19 protein-coding genes are annotated in these 19,786 nt (G+C 60.7%); 12 read left to right on the plus strand and 7 right to left on the minus strand.

Translation table 11 applies throughout. The annotated features are described in order from the left end of the window. The 5 genes from thiD to ACSMXM_RS04685 all read left to right on the plus strand — a co-directional run bounded on the left by thiD (position 1) and on the right by ACSMXM_RS04685 (position 5,045). Positions 1-792, plus strand: coding sequence for a bifunctional hydroxymethylpyrimidine kinase/phosphomethylpyrimidine kinase (thiD, locus tag ACSMXM_RS04665; protein ID WP_460314391.1), 792 nt, complete (start codon positions 1-3; stop codon positions 790-792). Further along, entirely contained in the window at positions 789-1,394 is a 606-nt protein-coding gene (locus tag ACSMXM_RS04670; RefSeq protein ID WP_460314392.1) for a ribonuclease HII, read from the plus strand. Before thiD ends, ACSMXM_RS04670 begins: the two co-directional genes overlap by 4 nt. 191 nt (positions 1,395-1,585) lie before the next feature. Then, positions 1,586-2,677, plus strand: a complete 1,092-nt coding sequence (locus tag ACSMXM_RS04675; protein ID WP_460314394.1) for a DNA methyltransferase — start codon at positions 1,586-1,588, stop codon at positions 2,675-2,677. Continuing rightward, positions 2,646-3,749 (plus strand): dihydropteroate synthase, encoded by a 1,104-nt coding sequence (gene folP, locus ACSMXM_RS04680; protein ID WP_460314396.1) that lies wholly within the window; start codon positions 2,646-2,648, stop codon positions 3,747-3,749. Before ACSMXM_RS04675 ends, folP begins: the two co-directional genes overlap by 32 nt. Before the next feature lie 57 nt (positions 3,750-3,806). Then, a complete protein-coding gene (locus ACSMXM_RS04685; protein ID WP_460314398.1) occupies positions 3,807-5,045 on the plus strand; it encodes a hypothetical protein in 1,239 nt (412 codons plus the stop codon). Positions 5,046-5,049: 4 nt separating this feature from the next. Here the strand turns inward: ACSMXM_RS04685 and ACSMXM_RS04690 are convergent, their stop codons facing one another. Further along, positions 5,050-5,964: a radical SAM protein gene (locus tag ACSMXM_RS04690; RefSeq protein WP_460314400.1), complete on the minus strand. Its 915-nt coding sequence runs from the start codon at positions 5,962-5,964 to the stop codon at positions 5,050-5,052. Positions 5,965-6,013: 49 nt separating this feature from the next. Further along, the gene (locus ACSMXM_RS04695) at positions 6,014-6,565 is read right to left on the minus strand and encodes a DUF882 domain-containing protein (RefSeq protein ID WP_460314402.1); all 552 of its coding nucleotides are present in this window, start codon (positions 6,563-6,565) and stop codon (positions 6,014-6,016) included. 161 nt (positions 6,566-6,726) lie between these two features. On the opposite strand from ACSMXM_RS04695, the gene ACSMXM_RS04700 reads away from it, so the two are divergent. The 3 genes from ACSMXM_RS04700 (at position 6,727) to ypfJ (ending at position 9,076) form a co-directional block, all read left to right on the plus strand. Next, a complete protein-coding gene (locus ACSMXM_RS04700) occupies positions 6,727-7,374 on the plus strand; it encodes a M23 family metallopeptidase (RefSeq protein WP_460314404.1) in 648 nt (215 codons plus the stop codon). After that, positions 7,371-7,829, plus strand: coding sequence for a YaiI/YqxD family protein (locus tag ACSMXM_RS04705; protein WP_460314405.1), 459 nt, complete (start codon positions 7,371-7,373; stop codon positions 7,827-7,829). Before ACSMXM_RS04700 ends, ACSMXM_RS04705 begins: the two co-directional genes overlap by 4 nt. 374 nt (positions 7,830-8,203) lie before the next feature. Beyond that, complete coding sequence (gene ypfJ / locus ACSMXM_RS04710) at positions 8,204-9,076, plus strand: KPN_02809 family neutral zinc metallopeptidase (protein WP_460314407.1); 873 nt, start codon at positions 8,204-8,206, stop codon at positions 9,074-9,076. Positions 9,077-9,087: 11 nt separating this feature from the next. Here the strand turns inward: ypfJ and ACSMXM_RS04715 are convergent, their stop codons facing one another. Then, entirely contained in the window at positions 9,088-9,456 is a 369-nt protein-coding gene (locus ACSMXM_RS04715) for a ribose-phosphate pyrophosphokinase (RefSeq protein WP_460314409.1), read from the minus strand. 69 nt (positions 9,457-9,525) lie between these two features. On the opposite strand from ACSMXM_RS04715, the gene ACSMXM_RS04720 reads away from it, so the two are divergent. Together ACSMXM_RS04720 and ACSMXM_RS04725 are read left to right on the plus strand one after the other, a co-directional pair. Beyond that, positions 9,526-9,747, plus strand: coding sequence for a hypothetical protein (locus tag ACSMXM_RS04720; protein ID WP_460314410.1), 222 nt, complete (start codon positions 9,526-9,528; stop codon positions 9,745-9,747). A gap of 3 nt (positions 9,748-9,750) precedes the next feature. Next, on the plus strand, positions 9,751-10,206 hold the full coding sequence (locus tag ACSMXM_RS04725; RefSeq protein ID WP_460314412.1) for a hypothetical protein: 456 nt from the start codon (positions 9,751-9,753) through the stop codon (positions 10,204-10,206). A gap of 54 nt (positions 10,207-10,260) precedes the next feature. Here ACSMXM_RS04725 and ACSMXM_RS04730 read toward each other — a convergent pair whose 3' ends face one another. Then, on the minus strand, positions 10,261-12,996 hold the full coding sequence (locus tag ACSMXM_RS04730) for a TonB-dependent receptor domain-containing protein (protein ID WP_460314414.1): 2,736 nt from the start codon (positions 12,994-12,996) through the stop codon (positions 10,261-10,263). A 306-nt stretch (positions 12,997-13,302) separates the two neighbouring features. Here ACSMXM_RS04730 and ACSMXM_RS04735 point away from each other — a divergent pair, with 306 nt between their 5' ends. Next, entirely contained in the window at positions 13,303-14,769 is a 1,467-nt protein-coding gene (locus ACSMXM_RS04735) for an NAD-dependent succinate-semialdehyde dehydrogenase (protein ID WP_460314416.1), read from the plus strand. A 41-nt stretch (positions 14,770-14,810) separates the two neighbouring features. Here ACSMXM_RS04735 and ACSMXM_RS04740 read toward each other — a convergent pair whose 3' ends face one another. After that, entirely contained in the window at positions 14,811-15,374 is a 564-nt protein-coding gene (locus tag ACSMXM_RS04740) for a manganese efflux pump MntP (RefSeq protein WP_460314418.1), read from the minus strand. A 172-nt stretch (positions 15,375-15,546) separates the two neighbouring features. Between ACSMXM_RS04740 and ACSMXM_RS04745 the strand changes: the two genes are divergently transcribed. Continuing rightward, positions 15,547-16,077 (plus strand): PEP-CTERM sorting domain-containing protein, encoded by a 531-nt coding sequence (locus tag ACSMXM_RS04745; RefSeq protein ID WP_460314420.1) that lies wholly within the window; start codon positions 15,547-15,549, stop codon positions 16,075-16,077. Between the two features lie 125 nt (positions 16,078-16,202). Here the strand turns inward: ACSMXM_RS04745 and typA are convergent, their stop codons facing one another. Continuing rightward, positions 16,203-18,047, minus strand: coding sequence for a translational GTPase TypA (typA, locus tag ACSMXM_RS04750; RefSeq protein WP_460314421.1), 1,845 nt, complete (start codon positions 18,045-18,047; stop codon positions 16,203-16,205). A gap of 192 nt (positions 18,048-18,239) precedes the next feature. Beyond that, on the minus strand, positions 18,240-19,766 hold the full coding sequence (gene pgi / locus ACSMXM_RS04755; protein ID WP_460314423.1) for a glucose-6-phosphate isomerase: 1,527 nt from the start codon (positions 19,764-19,766) through the stop codon (positions 18,240-18,242). Positions 19,767-19,786 lie beyond the last annotated feature (20 nt).

Consider the following 19,786-nt stretch of genomic DNA (forward strand, 5'->3'; position numbering starts at 1 on the left):
GTGACACCCCGCATACTTGCCATTGCAGGTTCCGATTCATCTGGCGGTGCCGGTATCCAGGCGGACATAAAGACGATCACGATGCTGGGCGGATATGCGATGACCGCCATCACTGCGGTGACCGCGCAGAACACGAAGGGCGTACGGCGCATCGACGCCCTGCCTATTGAGGGCGTCACCGCACAAATCGCCGCCTGTGTGGACGATATCGGCGTCGACGCCATCAAGACCGGCATGCTGGGCGACAGCTTGCTGATCGACGCCATCGCCACGGCCGTAACGGATTGCGGCGTGCCCCTGATCGTCGATCCCGTGCTTGTTGCCAGCAGCGGCGACCGCCTGGTCGCTGACGAGGCGGTGGCAACGCTGCTCCGCTCATTATTGCCGCTCGCCACGGTCATCACACCGAATTTGCCAGAACTTGAAGTGCTGTCCGGCAGGAGGATTGCCGACGAGAATGCGATGCTTGCAGCGGCGGTGGACTGTTCGAAGGAATGGAACGTCGCTGTACTGGCAAAGGGCGGCCATCTGGGCGGGGAACGCGTCACCGACTTCGTGGTCATGCCCGACGGCACCTCCCGACGCTTCGGCGGTTCGCGCATCGACACTAACCACACACATGGCACAGGCTGCACGCTCGCATCGGCGCTTGCGACCCATATCGCCCGGGATATGCACTTGTTCGACGCGGTGGAGGCCGCCCGTACTTATGTTCGCAGCGCGATACAGGCCGCACCCGGCTTTGGCGGAGGCCACGGCCCGCTGGGCCATTGGTGGCCACTCACCCGATGATACCCACCTATGAGGAGGAAAGCCGGGGACCGCACCCGGTGTGCGGTGTCGATGAAGCAGGGCGGGGTCCGCTGGCCGGACCCGTGGTTGCCGCAGCGGTGATCCTCGACGCCGATGCCCTGCCCGACGGAGTGGCAGACTCAAAGGTGCTGACTGCGGCCCGTAGAGAGGCATTGTTCGACCTGATCATGACGCGGGCGCATGTGGGCGTCGGTCGCGCCGAGGTGGCTGAGATAGACCGCCTGAACATATTATGGGCCACCATGCTGGCGATGGAGCGCGCGGTGGCCGCCCTTCCCCGGCAGCCGACCATGGTCCTGATCGACGGCAACCGTGCGCCGAAATGGCACCGTGCGTGCCGCACCATCGTTAAGGGGGACGCGAAATGCATTTCGATCGCCGCCGCCTCCATCGTGGCAAAGGTAACGCGGGATCGCCTGATGAAGGATCTGGCGCGCCATTACCCGGCCTATGGGTGGGAAACGAACCAGGGCTATGGCACGCCGCCACATCACCGCGCGCTGACGGCGCATGGCGCCACCATGCATCACCGCCGCAGTTTCGCCCCTGTCCGGGCGGTTTTGAATAAGGCCTGTAGTTGAGTCTTTTGGGCAACACCCACTAGGGGTGGTGTTTATCTTCGCGGCGGCGACTCCATAAATTGTGCCCGCGGTTTTTGTTTCCTTAATGTTTCAGCGACTCAGCGCAACACACTGGATTCGCGCGACTTGACCTGCCGAGTCCGGTCGACGCAGGGTCCGCTCCATCAGATAAAGGGGCGAAGAAAACGATCATGTCAGCAGCAATGGACAGCGAGCCGACCAGCCGCATCATCAAGGGCGACTGCATAGAGCAAATGGCGTTGCTGCCGGCGAAATCGGTCGATCTGATCTTTGCCGACCCGCCCTATAATCTGCAGCTGAACGGCGACCTGACCCGGCCAGAGGGCAAGACGGTCGATGCAGTAGATGACGCCTGGGATCATTTCGACAGCTTTGCCGCCTATGACGAATTCACGCGCAACTGGCTGGCGCAGGCCCGGCGCGTTCTGAAGGACAATGGCGCCCTGTGGGTGATCGGCAGCTATCATAATATATTCCGCGTCGGCACCGCCGTTCAGGATGCCGGACTGTGGATTCTGAACGATGTCGTCTGGCGCAAGTCGAACCCCATGCCCAATTTCAAGGGGACGCGCTTTACCAATGCGCATGAAACCCTGATCTGGGCGGCGAAGAGCGACAAGGCGCGCTATACGTTCAATTATCACGCGATGAAGGCCATGAACGACGACCTGCAAATGCGGTCCGACTGGCTGATCCCCATCTGCAACGGGGCGGAGCGCGCCAAGGTCGACGGCGCGAAGGCACATCCAACGCAGAAACCCGAGGCGCTGCTCTATCGCATTCTGGCCGCATGCAGCGTGCCGGGGGCGGTGGTCCTGGATCCTTTCATGGGGTCTGGCACCACCGGCGCGGTCGCGCGGCGTCTCGGGCGCAGCTTTATCGGCATGGAGCGGGAACAGGGCTATATCGACGTGGCACAGGCGCGGATCGACGCTGTCGAGCCGCTGCCCGCCGACGCGCTGGAGGTCAGCCAGGGCCGCCGCGCCCAGCCAAAGGTGCCGTTCGGGACGCTGGTCGAAAACGGCTTCATCAATCCGGGAACGGTTCTTACCGATCCCCGCCGCCGCTGGCAGGCCCGCGTTCGGGCGGACGGTTCGCTGGCAATCGGCCGGGAAACCGGGTCGATCCACAAGCTGGGTGCGCTGGTGCAAAAGGCGCCGTCGTGTAACGGCTGGACGTTCTGGCATACGGAAAAGGGTGGCACGCTACAGCCGCTGGACGCGCTTCGCGATGCCTATCGCAGCCGCGCCGCTGCCCACTGAGCCGGTGACGCAGGACAGCTATTTGCGGCCCACGGGCTTCGTCGATGCTCCTTTCGGCTTCGACGGGCTGGTAGCCCGGTTGGCAGGGGGTGCGCTTTGGTTCTCTCAGATCGAGATACTGTCTCGAAATGAGCCCGCGCGGCTCGTTCCCGTGGCAGAACTGGGCGCTCTTCAGGATCATCCGGACTGGGCGCGTCTCACTGCCCCGCGCCCTCCCCTATTGCTCGGCCCGCGCACATTGCGTTTCGAGGAACCGCAGGTGATGGGCATTCTCAACATGACGCCGGACAGCTTTTCTGACGGCGGCGCTCATGCAGACCCGGCTGCCGCGGCCGGGGCCGCGTTCGATATGGCGGCGGCGGGTGCGGCGATCATCGACATTGGCGGCGAATCCACCCGTCCGGGCGCGGAGCCAGTCTGGGAACAGGACGAAATCGCCAGGGTCGCGCCGGTCCTCGATCACCTTGCCCATGCCGAGATGCTGATCAGTATCGACACCCGGAAAGCCAGCGTCATGCAGGATGCACTTTCGCGCGGAGCACGCATCGTCAACGACATCAGCGGCCTGACCCACGACGACCGCAGCCTGGGTGTCGTTGCCGACAGCGGTGCACCCGTCATCATCATGCACGCACAGGGCGATCCGCGCACGATGCAAAACACCCCGCGCTACGATCACACCCTGCTCGATATTTACGATTGGCTGTCGGAACGCATCGCAATTGCGGAGGCGGCGGGTATTCCCCGCGCGCGCATCATCGCCGATCCCGGAATCGGCTTTGGCAAGACGGTACGCCACAATCTGGAATTGCTTAACGGCCTCGCCCTGTTTCACGGTCTCGGCGTTCCGCTGCTATTAGGTGCCAGCCGCAAGCGATTCATCGGCGCGCTGGCTGGCGAGGCGCCGGTTGAACAGCGGCTCGGCGGTTCGCTTGCAATTGTCTCTGCCGGTCTGACCCAGGGCATTCAATTGTTCCGAGTTCACGACGTGCCGGAAAGCGTTCAGGCCGTGCGCGTCTGGCGCGGCCTGCGCGATGCTGCACTCTCCCCGCCGGGGTCTCCGCACGTCTGATCGACGCGGGCACCGGAAACCATATACCGGACAGCAATGCTGGGATATGGCAGCGCCGTGATCCGCATCCTCTTTCGTTTGTCGCTGTTCTTCACAGCAGCCCTTGCCTTCCTGGGGGCGAGCCTGCTCTCGTCGCAGCCCATCGCGTCGGAAACGCCGGCACCGCGCGCCGTGGACGTGGGGGCATCCCGGATGCTGGCGATCAGAAGCATCTGGGCGGTGCGTCAGAACAAGCCGACTGACGTTTCCATCCGCAAGGAGGAAATTGCCAGCGCGGCACGGCTTATTTCCCACAGCGCGCCCGAACTGGACTTCAATGCTGCAATTCTCGCCGACCGGCTGCGTGCGCAGGCGTCGCTCAGACTTGCGGAGCACACTTGGCTGAATCTGTCTGCGCATATCGCTGCGCAGACCCCCGACGGCACGGCCCGCATCCATGCCCGCGCGGGTAAAGTGGCCCTGCCCCCGCAACTGTCGGAGGCGGCAGCGAATTTTCTGCTGGCATGGCTCTGGGCGGATCAGCCGCAGCCTCCGCCAACGCTGGACAGCATGTTCACGGGCGTGCAGTTCGATCCGAAAAAATTGCAGATGACGGTCGACGTCCCGCAGGAACTGACCCGCGCGCTTCGCCGTCTATCGGGCCATGCGTCAGAGGTCAGCACAGAGGCTGCCTGGGACACCTATGCGCAACTAACGGAAAAGGCGGATTTCCTGGCGGAGCAGCCGACCCTCCCCGCCCTTTATCGCATGACTTTTGCGGATTCACCCGTCGCTGCGGAGGTGGCTGTTGGCCGCACGGTGGGAATGGCAGCGGCAATTGTAGGACCGGGTGTTATGCAAATGGCCGGTGCCGCATCCGCCACGACACAGGTCGACGCTCCCACCATATTGATGGCACAGCTTGGCGGGCGGAACGATCTTGCCAAGCATTTCACACTTTCCGCGGCGCTCGCGACCAGCAATTCAGGCCTGGGATCGGCACTGGGCGAATGGAAAGAACTGGATGACAGCCTACCGGGTGGCAGCGGCTTCAGCTTCGTCGATCTTACGGCCGATCGGGCAGGTTTGCGCCTGGGCCAGGCCTTGGCGGACCCGGCACGGACGGCACGTGTTCAGGCCCTCCTCGCGCGTGCAGAGCCAGGCGATTTGCTGCCCCCAACCGCACTTCGGAGGGTGGAGGGGCTGACGGATTCTGAATTCGAAGAAGACATGGGCACGATCAACAGCGAACGATTTCGGGCCGTTAGAGAGCAGATAGATAAGGAGCTGGATCAGCTGCCACTCTACGCCGAATAGCCTGTCAGCCGCAGCTTCCGCCACCCAGAACGCAGAATTGCGCGCACCATCGATGATTCAGCGCGACACTGCCGCTGGCGCCGCGAATGGTCGGTCCCAGATCGAACTCCGGATCATAGGGCAGCAGCGTACAGGCGGCGAGCGTCGCCTGCTCCGCGCCCTTGCGGCGAACCAGCATTCTCTGGCTGGCGCACATCAGGTCGTCCGGATTCTTGCCCAGGATTTGCCAGCAAGCAGTGGTGATCTCGGGGACCTTACTGCTATCGTCCATTTCCGGGAACAGGACCAGACGCTCAGGATCGTACGCGTCTATGTCGATCGACTCGCGCGCAAACATGTCGGCATAGCCTGAACGCATTCCCGCTTCGTCACCACTGTCGAACAGGCGCCCGGCAACGGCAACTTCAAATCCTTCGTCGGACAGCCATTTCAATCCTTCCATGGCAGGGCGAAAGGAACGCGGCCCCCTCTCCTTTTCGTGTCTCACCGGATCATAATGGTCCAGACTGACCCTTAGCGTCAGCCGCGGCGAACGCATCCGCCTCAGTGCATCTCTGTGATGGCGCATCGGCGTCATGGCGTTGGTCAGGATCAGCACGTCGACACCCGTGCCCAGACAATCGGCGATAATATCGTCAATGTCAGGATTCATGAATGGCTCGCCGCCGGTAATGCCGATCTCGCTTAGCGGATGGCCGCCTGCCGCGACCTCGTCCAACATACGGCGGACGTCGCTGCGATACAGATACACCAGCCGGTCATTCGTGGGGGAACTTTCGATATAGCAGTGCTCACAGGCAAGGTTGCAAAGCGTACCCGTGTTCAGCCACAGCGTATCCAGGCCACGAAAATCAACTGAGGCGCGCGCCTCTCCACGCGCCGTGACGGCAGGGCTCGTGAAGGGCGCCGGTGCATCCATGCCCCGATAGCTACGGTCGCCGGTCCCGCCTGGCAATGCAGATGCGGATCTACCAGTAGCGTACGCGCCCCGTGTCCACATGGATGAACTGGCTGCTTTCATAATAGCCGACGCCACCCGCCTTCATCGCCATGGCGGCATTGCGCAATTTCGGCAATTCCGTCCCCGGCAGGCGGATGTCGATCGCCTTTCCCTGCTGGTGCAGGCTCTTCTTCGCCACGCCGGATGACTTGCCCCGCAGCATGTTGTTGGTTTTCGGACTGCGATAGCCCGAAATAATGTGCAATTCCTCCTCTGCGCGCCCTACTTTGGCCGTCAGGCCATGCAGCAGGTCCAGAAGACCCCGGTCCATGATCTCTACATCGCCGGTGCGCCAATCCCGCAGGATGTGATCGATCTCCTTCAGGCCCTCGGCAATCGGCTGGCCGTCTGCCCAGAACAGCGACCGTGTCTTTTCCGAGGTATGTGTATTGAAAAAGCTCAGCCGCTTTTCACTGGCAGCGACCACATCGGCCCGTGCAATATGCGGAAATGACAGCACCGCCGCGCTGCCGGCCAGCGCCTTCGCCCCGGTTGAAAATATTTGACGTCGATTGATCATAAAAACCCCAAATCTATTCCGCGCCATCCTTTGATCGCGCTTGCCTTCGCGCAATCATAAGAAATTACGCCTGAAACTACCATGAACCATGGGTACCGCTCATCGCAGCGCGTGCACGGGACGACTTGTGAAGCGCGCCATTCGGCGGCAGACATCCCGCCATGCGTACGTTCGGTATCATTCTCGCCACAGCCATTCTGACTGCCTTGGCGACCAGCGCAGCCTGGCTGTTCCTGTATGAGCGCACAGACCGCGCGGCACCGCCCCCGCAAATGGTCGACACCCCGACTAATGCTATTCCGCCCGAAGAAATCGCCACCGACCCGCCAGAAGATATCGTGTTTTCGCCTTCTCCATCTGCGACGCCGGAGCTTATGGCGAAGGAACTGACACTCCCCGTGGCCGGCTACGATCTGTCCGACCTGACGCCGCAGTTCGACGATTCCCGCGGCGAGGGGCGTGCCCACCAAGCCCTGGACTTCATGGCCGCGCGCGGCACGCCCGTGCGCGCTGTGGACGATGGCGTTCTTGTGAAATTCTTCGATTCGGATCAGGGCGGCATCACCATCTATCAGTTCGATCCCACCGAAAGCTGGGTCTATTATTACGCCCATCTGGATAGCCGCGCCGACGATATCGAAGAGGGCGATGCCGTGCGGCGGGGGCAGGTGATCGGCACCGTGGGCTCAACAGGGAATGCCGACGACGACGCCCCGCACCTTCATTTCGCAATCGAACAACTCGGCCCAGAAAAAAACTGGTGGCAGGGCGAGCCGGTCGATCCCTACCCGGTCTTTGCCGTGCAATGATACGAATCGTGGTCGATGCCGATGCCTGCCCGGTAAAAGACGAAATCTACAAGGTCGCGTGGCGCCACGAGGTTCCCGTGGTGATTGTCGCGAACCAATATCTTCGTCTGCCCGATCATCCGCTGATTTCGCTAAACGTCGTCAGCGACGGTTTCGACGCCGCGGACGATTACATTGCAGAGCAGGCAGGCGAGAATACCATCGTGACCACCGCCGATATCCTGCTGGCGGATCGCTGCATAAAGGCAGGCGCGACGGTTATCGGAAATAACGGCAAGCCCTTCACCAGCGCGTCGATCGGCGGCGCTATCGCGACCCGCGCCATCATGGCCGACCTCAGGGCGGGCGCGGAAACGACGAATATTGGCGGCCCCCCGCCCTTCCGAAAGGAAGACCGGTCACGCTTCCTGTCCGCTCTCGACACCGCCATCACGCGGTTAAAGCGCACAAATTAGAACGCGGTCCCCCGCGGAAAACAAATGCCAAACCCGCCAATACGCAGAGGGGCCGCCTGCCCCCTCGGGAACAAGCGACCCCTCTAACATGGTCAGCGGCCGGACGTACGACCCGGAAGACCCGAATGGCTACCGTTCAGGCAGCGATCCTCCGAACAGACTGAACCGACCTCTTTTCTGAACCATGAGACATCGGATCACCTCCCTTCGCTTACGTTGAACTTGCCCATATATATGAATCGGCGGGGGCACAGCGTCAACCCTTCGGCTAGGTTTTCGGCACAACACCATGACGGCACGCTTTCCGGGTGCTTAATCAACAGGGAACCGCGCTCCATTGTCGCGCGTCATCCTGCAAAAGGGAGGGCATTCAAATGAAATGGCGCGGCCGCAGACAGAGCAGCAATATAGGCGACCAGACGGGACGCAGCGGCGGCTTTCGCATGGGCGGCGGCGGCCTTCCCATCGGCGGCAAGGGCGGCCTCTCAATCGGAACCATCGTCATTATCGGCATCGTCATTTGGGTGATGGGCGGCAACCCGCTTAGCGTCCTGGGCATGGGCGGCGGTGGCCAGCCTGTTGCCGACCCCGTAGCAACCGCCGGAGCTGGCACAGGCTGCGACCGCAGCGATATCCACGCGTTCACCTGCGTGGTCCTCGCCGATACGGAGGATGTCTGGAATGCCGAATTCGCGCAGGCTGGGGAAGATTATCCCGAACCGACGTTGATTTTTTACGCCGGTCGGGGGCAATCCGGATGCGGCGCCGCGCAATCGGCCACAGGCCCCTTCTACTGTCCCGCTGATCAGCGGATCTACATCGACACTAGCTTCTTTGACCAGCTGGCGCAGATGGGCGGCGTCGGCGATTTCGCCGCCGCTTACGTCGTCGCGCACGAGGTCGGCCATCATGTGCAAACGGTGACCGGCATGTCGGAAGAAATACGCCGTCAGCAGGCGCGCGTGGGGCGCAGCGAGCAGAATGAGTTGCAGGTACGCATGGAATTACAGGCCGATTGCTACGCGGGCGTATTTGCGTATGGCAATCAAGAGAATCTCGATCCCGGCGATCTGCAAGAGGCTCTGGCCGCCGCGAATGCTATCGGAGACGACCGCCTGCAGCGGGAGGCGCAAGGATATGTGACGCCCGACAGCTTCACCCACGGTACGTCGGCCCAGCGGCAACAATGGTTCCAGCGTGGCATGGAAACGGGCGACCCCGCCGCATGCGATACGTTCCAGACCTGAGGAACGGCCTGTCAGGCGTTGGTGGAGGACGCGCGCGACGCCCAATAGTCAAACGCACGTTTCTGCAGGCGCTTCACATGCCGCTTGGCCGCCGGCCCTTCCCACGGCCCCGCATGTCCCTCTGCGCCGCCGGACGCCCACCAACCCTGCCCCGGCAGACCGTCGGATTGCCGTACCACCAGCACGGCCAGCTCCGGCTCTCCTCGTGCGCGTCCTCCGGCGTCCAGGTCACCAAGCAGGGCGCAAAGCGCACGCATCTTCGGCCGTGTGAAGGCGTAACCCTGACTAGCCAGCGTCTCGGAATAGGTCACCGGTTGCCGCGCACGCGCTGCGGCGACCAAAAACGCATGAAGCTGGTCGGCGTCCATAAACATATTCATGCCTTGCAACCTCCTCACCGACGTCTAAATAAGTGTATTGCATAACCAATACAGCCCGGAGCCGACTTTATGTTGAATATGGTATCGATCCTGCTCGGTCTCGTCGCTCTGTCTGTTGCCATTCTTGGCCTGTTCCCCTTCATCGGCATCGTCAATTGGCTCGCGCTTCCCATTGCGGCGCTGGGTGGCGCGATAGGCGCGATGTCCAGTTCCAATGCCGGGCGGAACCTCAACATTTTCGTCCTCATTCTGGCGGCCTTGCGCCTTTCGCTCGGCGGGGGCATCCTCTGAAATATGAACGCGCGGTTTTTCCTGCCTGCCCTCACGCTTCTGGCCGCCTGCTCCGCTCAGGAGCCCGGCGCCGAGCCAACGGATGAAGCGGTCAGGGCCGCTTCGACAGGCCCCGGTGCGGTCGTAGAGGCATATTACGCCGCCATTTCCAGCCGCGACTATGCAACCGCATGGCAATTATGGGGGCAGGAGCCGGAGGAAGACACCGACGCCTTCGAACGCTTCAAAAGCGGATTTACCGACACCGAGCTCACCGCAGTTGAAATTGGCCGCATTTCTCCCCACTCGGTCAGCAACGGCGTCGCGACAGTCTCGGTTGATGTCGAAGTGGACGACCTGCTGAGCGACGGCACGGGCCGCTCATATGACGGTATCTACAGACTTCGTCGCCCCGTCGATGGAACCGGCGATTGGCACATCGTATCCGGCGATCTGGGCGTAGTCCCCGCCCGCGATTAGACGGGTGCACTGCGTTGCCGGCATGGTCTAGCCAACCGGCAACGCAGCGGAATCTCAGAAATTAGCCCTTACACCGAACGTGTAATAGCGCCCGATCAAGTCAAAATAGGCAGAGCTGACCGCAGCCAGCGGCGGATCCCTGTCGAATAGGTTCTGCACATTCCCGAACACCGTAAAGCGGTCACCGTCGCCGAACGGCACATAAGCCCGCACCCCCAGATCGACGTAGGTACGGCTGGAAATATCATTGTCGCCTATATTGGCCAGCACTTCCGCCGGAGCATAACCTCCACCATCGATATAGCGCACCCGGGTATCAAGGCCGATATGATCAGATTCAAAGGTCGCTGTCAGCGTGCCCCGCCATTTCGGCGCCAGGAATGGTGCCTGCGAACCCAGGAATCCCGATCCGTCAATTGTGATGATGCCATTATCGGTTTCCAGGCGGTCAACATAATTGGCGAGGGCACGCAGATCGAGCTGCCCCGGGATCCCGAGACCGTCCGTGCTTGTGCGATACGAAGCTTCAAAATCCAGGCCGGTATTCTTGAATTCAGCCACATTGATAAATGTCGCTGTAATTTCAGAAATATCGCCTGAGCTGCCTCTGCTGATTTGCGCGCACGCAGCATCATTACCCTGCAAATAGCAGCTGTTCACGATCTGCTGCGCATTCAGCGTCGTGATCACATCCTCAATTTCGATGTCGTAATAATCGACCGAAAAGGCAAATCCAGGCATGAATTGCGGCGTTAACACGACGCCAGCAGTCAATGTATTGGCGATCTCCGGGGCAAGATCCGGATTACCACCCGTGTAGAGAATGATTTGCCTGGTTGGCTTGTCACCCTGCCCCTCGTCGACGACGTTGGTGAAGAACGTGGATTGATTGCTGAACAGTTCGTTCAACGAAGCGGCGCGGATGTCCCGCGAGCGAGTTGCGCGAAACTTTATGTCATCGCTGACCTCCCAGACACCCCCGACTTTCCACGACCAGATTGATCCGCTCGTACTATAATCCGAGACACGTGCGGCACCATTCAAGGTAACCCTTTGCGCAAACGGAAGGTCGACAAGAACAGGAGCGGCGACTTCGACAAAGCCCTCCTTCACATTATTGCCGGTCTTTTCAATATTCACGCCATTAATGGTCGTGAAGTTGCCAGCTAGGGAATTCGCATCGTACAATGTCTCGAACGACTCTTCGCGATATTCCACACCAGCGGCGAACGCGACCGGCTCATCCCACAGATTGAACAAATCACCGCTTACCGATGCGCCCGCATTATCAAGCCAGTTCGTAGTAACCGCGTTCCAATTGTCGGTGACGTAATCCTGAGCGGCAGCCGTCGCATTGCCCGATCCGAACAGGTTGAGCGGACGGCAATCGGTGCCCGGATTCGTCAATGCCACCCTGCACACGATCTCCCCCGAAATGGGGTCACGCACCGCGTCCACTGCGCTGAAAAAATTCTCGCGCAGCGTTAGACCGATCAGCGTCTGATCCTGCTCCTGCTCACCATGGCTGTAGTAAACATTGTAGCGCCATGTGCCGTCAGCGAAGTTCCCGTCCAATCCCACGGTTCCCTGGAAAGTCTGGCGGGTGAAATCATACTCGGTCAACGATACGTCGGTAACCGCACGGCCAAAGGTGAATTCCGTTTCTCCGGCGGCGGCAAGCTGGGACTGAATATTCTGGTTCAGATAGGGGTTGGTGGCCGATACCGTGATTTGATTGATGGCCAGATCGGGGAAATAAACGCGACGGTCGGACACTTCATTGAAGCCCATTTCCGCCCAGATTTCCAAATTGTCCGAGACCTCATAGCTGACCCGGCCAAAGACGTTCGCACGTTCGATCGGTGCGGACAGCGACCTGAACTGGTCGATATTATAACCTTCCCCGCCCTGCATCAGCGTGGGCGCGCCCGGGCGGCGAATGCCGTATTGGAAGGGACGCAGCGTGCCATCATTGTTGAACGTCTGGCCTGCCAAGACGCCGGTATTGATCAGGCCCGTCTCGTTTCGGACGGCATCGCGAACATCGGCGGTGGGATAAAGTTGTCCATCCTCACCAGGAAAGAAAAGCGCCGACCCTATAAGGGGACGGGCATTGCCTGGAATAACGCCCTCATCCTTCAAATAGTCGCCACCAATCATAAAATGACCGCGACCATCTGCGAAGTTCAGACCAGCCGATGCTTCAAACAACGACTTCTTGCCATCGCCGCGAGAAGAAATGCCTGTCTGAGCGCCGAGCTCGAATCGTTCCAGTTCATCATCCAGAATAAGATTGACGACGCCGGCAACTGCACCCGAACCGTAAGCAGCAGAGGCGCCGCCTGTCACGATTTCGATATTCTTGACCAGAGAATAAGGAACCGTCTGCAAATCGTTCGAACTGACATAGCGTCGGCTGTTGATCAGCACGAGAGTGCGCGCATTTCCCAGACCACGCAAATCGGCGGGCGACTGGCCGGAAGACGTAACCGTATTGGTCGACGTGGCACTTTGCGTTCTGCGGAATTGCGGTAAGTCGGCCAGGGTCTCGGAAATATCCGTTCGGCCCGCCTGTCGTAACTCATCCTGGCCCACGACCGTCATCGGCGTGGGGGCGTCAAAGCCGGAACTGACGATGCGAGACCCCGTAATAACGATTTCTTCGGGCATATCCGATCCCGCATCCGTCTGGGCAGCGGCTGGCACCGATGCGGTCAGGATGGCCATGCCAAGCGCCAGAACACTTCCGCCGGAAAAATCGGCGCGACTCATTTTTGACGTGAAAAACATCTAATTCCCCCTCCTGTGCTTACGAATAGGATCCCCGGTCCTATCGCCTCGACACTCTGCTCCACCATTTTTGGTGGCCCTCATGCAAGAGCGCGTCCCGCAAACGTAGACTGTACGCTGTATAAGTCTAGAAAAAATTTCTATTTGAGACTTTTTCGGCGGATTTCTCTTATTAGAGAATGACCTGCCTGGTGTGCGGAGTGTCTTATCGAACGCGATTGGACCTTGTGCCTTGCCCCTTCGTATCGTTCGCCGGCAACCATGAAGGCCCCACATGCGTATGCAAGGGGAAAGCGAGGCCCTTCCATGACGAAACTCAACCTTTCCCGCCCGGATCTTCTTCGCGAGGACTGCTACCTTGCCGGCGAATGGACGGGCGCGGATGAACGCATAGCAGTTACCAATCCCGCCACGGGCGAAACGATTGCCAACGTCCCAAAAATGGGCGCTGCCGAGACGCGAAAGGCGATAGACGCCGCGCAAAGGGAGATGAGGCTCTGGGCCGCCCGAACAGCAAAGGATCGCGCTGTTGTCATGCGCAAATGGGCCGACCTGATGATGGAGCATCAGGAGGATCTCGCGCATTTGATGACGGCGGAGCAGGGCAAGCCGCTGGCGGAATCACGCGGCGAGATCGCCTATGCCGCCAGCTTCATCGAATGGTTCGGGGAAGAGGCAAAGCGCGTTTATGGCGACATGATCCCGGGGCATCAGCCGGACAAGCGCCTTCTCGTGATGAAGCAGCCCATTGGCGTCTGTGCCGCCATCACGCCATGGAACTTCCCCGCCGCGATGATCACGCGAAAATGCGGTCCTGCCCTCGCCGCTGGCTGCGGCATGGTCATAAAGCCCGCCACCGCCACCCCGCTCAGCGCCTTCGCCCTCTGCGTGCTTGCGGAGGAGGCTGGCATCCCAAGGGGGCTGCTGTCCTGCCTGACCGGCAGTGCCGGAGAGATCGCCGGCGAGCTGACCAGCAATTTTGCCGTTCGGAAACTGTCCTTTACCGGCTCGACCGAAATCGGCCGAAAGCTGTACGAACAGTGCGCCGGTAACATCATGAAGATCAGTCTGGAACTGGGGGGCAATGCGCCCTTCCTGGTGTTCGATGACGCCGATCTGGATGCCGCAGTCGAGGGCGCCATTTCCTGCAAGTTCCGCAATGCCGGTCAAACATGCGTCTGCGCCAACCGCATTTACGTGCAGGATGGCATCTACGACGCGTTCATGGAGCGTTTCGAACGCGCGGTCGGAGACCTGACAGTCGGCGACGGCATGGCGGAGGGGACGGACATCGGCCCGTTGATCGATGCCGATGGCCTGGAAAAGGTTAAGGCGCACAAGGCAGATGCGGTAAAGAAGGGCGCACGCGTTGTCGTGGAGGGCGGTCCGTCTGACAAGGGAGACCTGTTCTACTCACCCACTCTCCTTGCTGACGTGCCGACGGACGCAATCGTCAGTCACGAGGAAACATTCGGCCCGCTCGCCCCCGTATTCCGCTTCAAGACCGAAGAGGATGGGATCCGACTGGCCAACGACACCATATTCGGCCTCGCCGCCTATTTTTACGCGCGCGATTATGCGCGGATTTTCCGGGTCGCAGAGGCGCTGGAATATGGCATCGTCGGCCACAATACCGGCATTATTTCTACCGAGGTTGCGCCCTTCGGCGGTGTCAAGCAGTCCGGCCTGGGCCGCGAGGGCTCAAAATACGGTATCGAGGATTATCTGGAGATCAAATATCTTTGCATTGGCGGGGTCGAACCTACCTCCTGACAGGCGGGATCACGCATTCGAACAGCGCTCGACCTGAGGGGTCATCCGCCGAAAAACTGGTGGCGAATAAAAATATCGAGGCCGAGGAGAATAAGCACCGCCCCGCCAAATAGTTCCGCAGGCGTGCCCAGACGTGCGCCCATCAGTCCGCCTACCCGCACACCAATGGCGCAAAGCACCGTGGTGGCAACACCAATGACGAGGCAGGTCAGGAGTATGGGAAGTCCCAAGGTGGGAATGGTAATTCCTGCAACCAGCGCATCGATGCTTGTGGCGATCGCCGCGGTCAGCAACGTCCAGCCGGAAAGGGCCGGTGGAACCTCCCCTTCGTCCCGCGTCATGGCTTCACGAATCATGCGCAATCCCAGGAAGGAGAGCAGGATCAGCGCGATCCAATGATCCACTGTCTGGATCAGGGACGCAAAACCCGTCCCCAGCAGCCATCCGATCAGCGGCATTACGGCCTGCGCCACACCAAATGCCAAACCCAAGCGGACCGCCGTCAGGCTATCCGTTCTGCCGGATGCCCCCTGCGCAAGCGCGACGGCGAACGCATCCATGGCGAGCGCAAGCGCGAGCGCGCTCATTGCGATGAATATTTCCATGGTCGGCCCTCTCGCGCCTCAGGCGCCGGAACGCAACGCCATCGATCCTTGCTATCAGACAATTTGCGGGGCCCTCTTACGGCAGGCAATCGAAACCGCTGATCATTCGGGGCCGTATATAATTAACGACCTGAAAGGGTTTCTTCCCTGTTCCCAATATTGGACCATTTTTATGATCTGTAAGACCCTCATCTCCTCCGGTGCCGCGATAACCGCGCTCCTCCTGACGGCACCTGCCAGTGCTGCGCCCCTGCAATTCGAGCTGACCGGATCGCGGCAGGCCAGTTTTATTCTGGATTCCATGCCGACTCCCGACCGGGCGAACAGCAGCACGCTGATCGGTGATCAGATTTTCTTTGACGATTTTGCGGGCGTTTTCGGCGGTGTGCCGGGCACAGCCGATATCAGCTTCGGAACCGGCGTGATTGCTAGTCTGAATATCCAGTCCCCAGACCTTGGTTTCACTCAATTTGCCGGACCCGACCTCTTTACCGGCGGCGCCGGTGGACCAGTCTTCTCGACCGGCACATTCAATCTGACCAGTCTCGTATCGGGGGCAAGTACGCTCACGATCAGCGAGATCATGCCCGGAGAGCAGGTGTCTGAACCTGCGACGCATGGCCTTCTTCTTGGCGGCCTTGGCTTCACCGCCGTAGCGATACGGCGGCGCAAATCGGCCGCCGAAAAGGCCACGAACGCCTAGGACTTATCCTTCGTGAGGGTGGAGTTTAACCCTCTTCAGAGAACGCAAAAGGGTAGAGCCGGATCAGGAATCCGGTTCTACCCTTTTTCAATTCACGCACGCAGAGCTTGCGACGCGTCGACAGCTCAGTCTTCAGCCTTGCGCGAGGCCTTCTTCCGCTCGTGCGGATCCAGGTGCCGCTTGCGAATACGGATTGCCTTCGGCGTTACCTCGACCAGCTCGTCATTCTGGATATAGGCGATCGCCTGTTCCAGCGTCATACGACGCGGCGGGGTCAGGCGAATGCCGTCATCCTTGCCGCTGGCGCGGAAGTTGGTCAGCTGCTTCGACTTGAGCGGATTGACCTCCAGGTCCTGCGGCTTCGCATTCTCGCCGATGACCATGCCCTGATACAGCGCCTCACCAGGGCCGATGAACAGAATGCCGCGTTCCTCCAGCGTGTTAAGCGCATAGGGAACTGCCTGTCCCTGCTCCATCGAAATCAGGACGCCGACGGGGCGGCCGATAATCTGGCCCTTATAGGGGCCGTATTTTTCGAACAGGCGGTTCATGATGCCGGTGCCGCGCGTGTCGGACAGGAATTCGCCATGATAGCCGATCAGGCCGCGCGACGGCGCACTGAACGTCAGGCGCGTCTTGCCACCGCCCGACGGGCGCATGTCGGTCATCTCTGCTTTCCGCAGCGCCATTTTTTCGACGACCGTACCGGAAAATTCATCGTCAACATCGACGACCACGGTTTCATAGGGTTCTTCACGCCCCTCCGGCCCTTCGCGGAACAATACGCGGGGACGGCTGATGGACAGTTCGAAGCCTTCGCGGCGCATCGTTTCGATCAGGACGCCCAGCTGCAATTCGCCGCGCCCCGCCACTTCGAACGCGTCGCGCTCGTTCGATTCGGTGATGCGAATGGCGACATTGCCTTCCGCTTCGCGCTCCAGACGTTCGCGGATGACACGGCTCTGCACCTTGTCGCCATCCTTGCCGGCAAAGGGGCTGTCATTGACGGCAAATGTCATGCTCAGCGTCGGCGGATCGATTGGCTGCGCGTCCAGCGGTGCGGAAACTTCGGGATCGGCGATGGTGTTGGAAACCGTCGCGGTGGTCAGACCGGCAATGGCGACGATGTCACCCGCCTTCGCCTCATCCACGGGGACACGGTCCAGGCCATCAAACGCGAACACCTTCGTCGCGCGCCCGGTCTCGACGATCTTGCCGTTCACGTCGATCGCCCTGATCGGCATACCGGTTTTCAGCGTACCCGATTCGATACGTCCGGTCAGGATACGGCCAAGGAAATTATCGCGGTCCAGCAGCGTTGCGAGCATTGAGAATTTGGCGTCGATGTCCAGGCCCGGGGCCGGAACATGATCGCGGATCAGCTTGAACAGCGGTTCCAGCGTGCCCTCATGGATGGTGGGGTCTTCATTGGCGAACCCACCGCGGCCAGAGGCGAACAGGTGCGGGAAGTCCAGCTGCTCGTCGGTCGCTTCCAGCGCCATGAACAACTCGAAAACTTCGTCCAGCACTTCGGCCGGGCGTGCGTCGCCACGGTCGATCTTGTTGACGACGACGATGGGCTTCAGGCCCAGCGCTAGCGCCTTGCTGGTGACGAATTTCGTTTGCGGCATCGGCCCTTCAGCGGCGTCGACCAGCAGGATGACGCCGTCCACCATGGACAGGATGCGTTCGACCTCGGCCCCGAAATCGGCGTGGCCCGGCGTATCGACGATGTTGATGCGGATGGCCTCGCCGCCCTCATTGGTCTCGGCATTGCCGGTCCAGACGACGCTGGTGCACTTGGCCAGAATCGTGATGCCACGTTCCTTTTCCAGGTCGCCCGAATCCATCGCGCGTTCCTCGACGCGCTGATTTTCGCGGAACGTCCCGGACTGCTTGAACAGTTCATCGACGAGGGTGGTCTTGCCATGATCGACGTGCGCGATGATGGCCACATTGCGTAGCGCCATGGGCGGGGCATCCTAGAATATGGGAAAGTATCGAATGCTCCCATATAGGCATTTGTGCAGCGCAACAAGGTGGCAGCGACTTTTCCATTGGCTGCCAATGCAAGGCCTGGAATACGGATCCCCGGCAAATTCCCCCGCTGGGCAGGGGTAATTGCACCTAATTGCCGGGCCCGACCCTTCCCGGCGCGTCCGCTACAGCCCAACCCGCGTCAGTAGATCCCGGCTCGACGGGTCGAGATCGCCCAGATCTCCGTCGGCGATTGCACGGGCGACATCCTTGCCCAGTTCGACCCCCATCTGGTCGAAACTGTTGATGCCAAGCAGGGCACCAAAAGCAAATGTGCGGTGCTCGTAAAAGGAGAGCAGTGCCCCGAGCGTACGCGCGTCGAGGCGATCGAGCAGAATCGTCGAGGATGGCTTGTCGCCGGGAAACGTCTTGGCATGCGCCAGTGCATCGTCGGCACCCTTCGCCTTCGCTTCTTCAAAACTGCGCCCGCGCAACAACGCCGCCCCTTGTGCGATACAATTGGCAAGAAGCTGGGCATGGTGATCACCGCCGATGGAATGCCCCGGCTCCTTCACCGCCAAAAATTCTGTCGGGATCAGGTGCGTGCCCTGATGCAGCATCTGGAACACGGCATGCTGCGCATCGGTACCGACCCCGCCCCACACTACGGGCGCGCTACCCCTCTCAAGCGTCTCGCCGTCCCGGTCGACGCGCTTGCCGTTCGATTCGGTCTCCAATTGCTGCAGAAAGGGCGACAACAAAGCCAGTCGCTCGTCATAGGCAAAGACGGCGCGCGTTTCCGCCCCGATGACACTCGCATAAAGCAGGTCCATGCACGCCGCCACGAAGGGTACGTTTTCGGTCAGGTCGGCGTCGGCGAAATGACCATCCATTGCTGCCGCACCGGACAGCAGCGCCTCATATTCCTCCCAGCCAAGCGCAAGCGCGGCGGCAAGGCCAACGCCGGTCCACAAGGAATAGCGCCCACCGACCGTCTCTGCGAAGGGAAGGACGTTTGCGGCGTCCACGCCAAATTCCGTCGCCTTGTCGGGGGCGGCAGTGACCGCGATCAGGCGCGATTTCGCGTCCTGCCCCAGCGCCTTCAACGCGCTCTCGGTGTTCATCATCGTCTCAAGCGTCGTGAAGCTCTTCGATACGGTCACGATCAAGGTGCGGGTGCGGTCAACATGCATCAGCGCGCGTTCCAGGGCGCGCGCGTCGATATTGCTGACGATCTGCACGTCATAGCGCGGCTCCTTCGGCAACAGCGCGTCGATCACAAGCGCGGGCCCCAGAAACGAGCCCCCTATGCCGATATGGATGATGTGACGGACGTCACCGAACGCGCCGCCCTCGATCTGGTCATATAGCGCGCGCATCTGCCGGCGGGCCTCGTCGGCGGCGTGGACGTCTGCCTCCGCGCCCATGCCACGCTCCGCCGTGTGAGAGGCTGCCCGGCCTTCGGTGGGATTCACCGTGTCTCCCGACAGAAGGCGCGCGCGCAGGCCCTGAAAATCAGTCTGCTTGGCCAGCGCCAGGAAAGCATCGACCACGCCAATATCGAGATGCGTCCTAGAAAGGTCGAAATGCATGTCGGCCACATCGAACGTCAGGCGCTGCAGTCGGCTCTTTTCCTGATCGAATTTTGAAACCAGCGCGGATGCCTTCGCCGCCTCCACCGCTTCTTCAACCGCCTGCCATTCAGTCTTCATCGATGTCGCCTTTCGAAAGA

This window comes from Pacificimonas sp. ICDLI1SI03 (assembly GCF_054740865.1).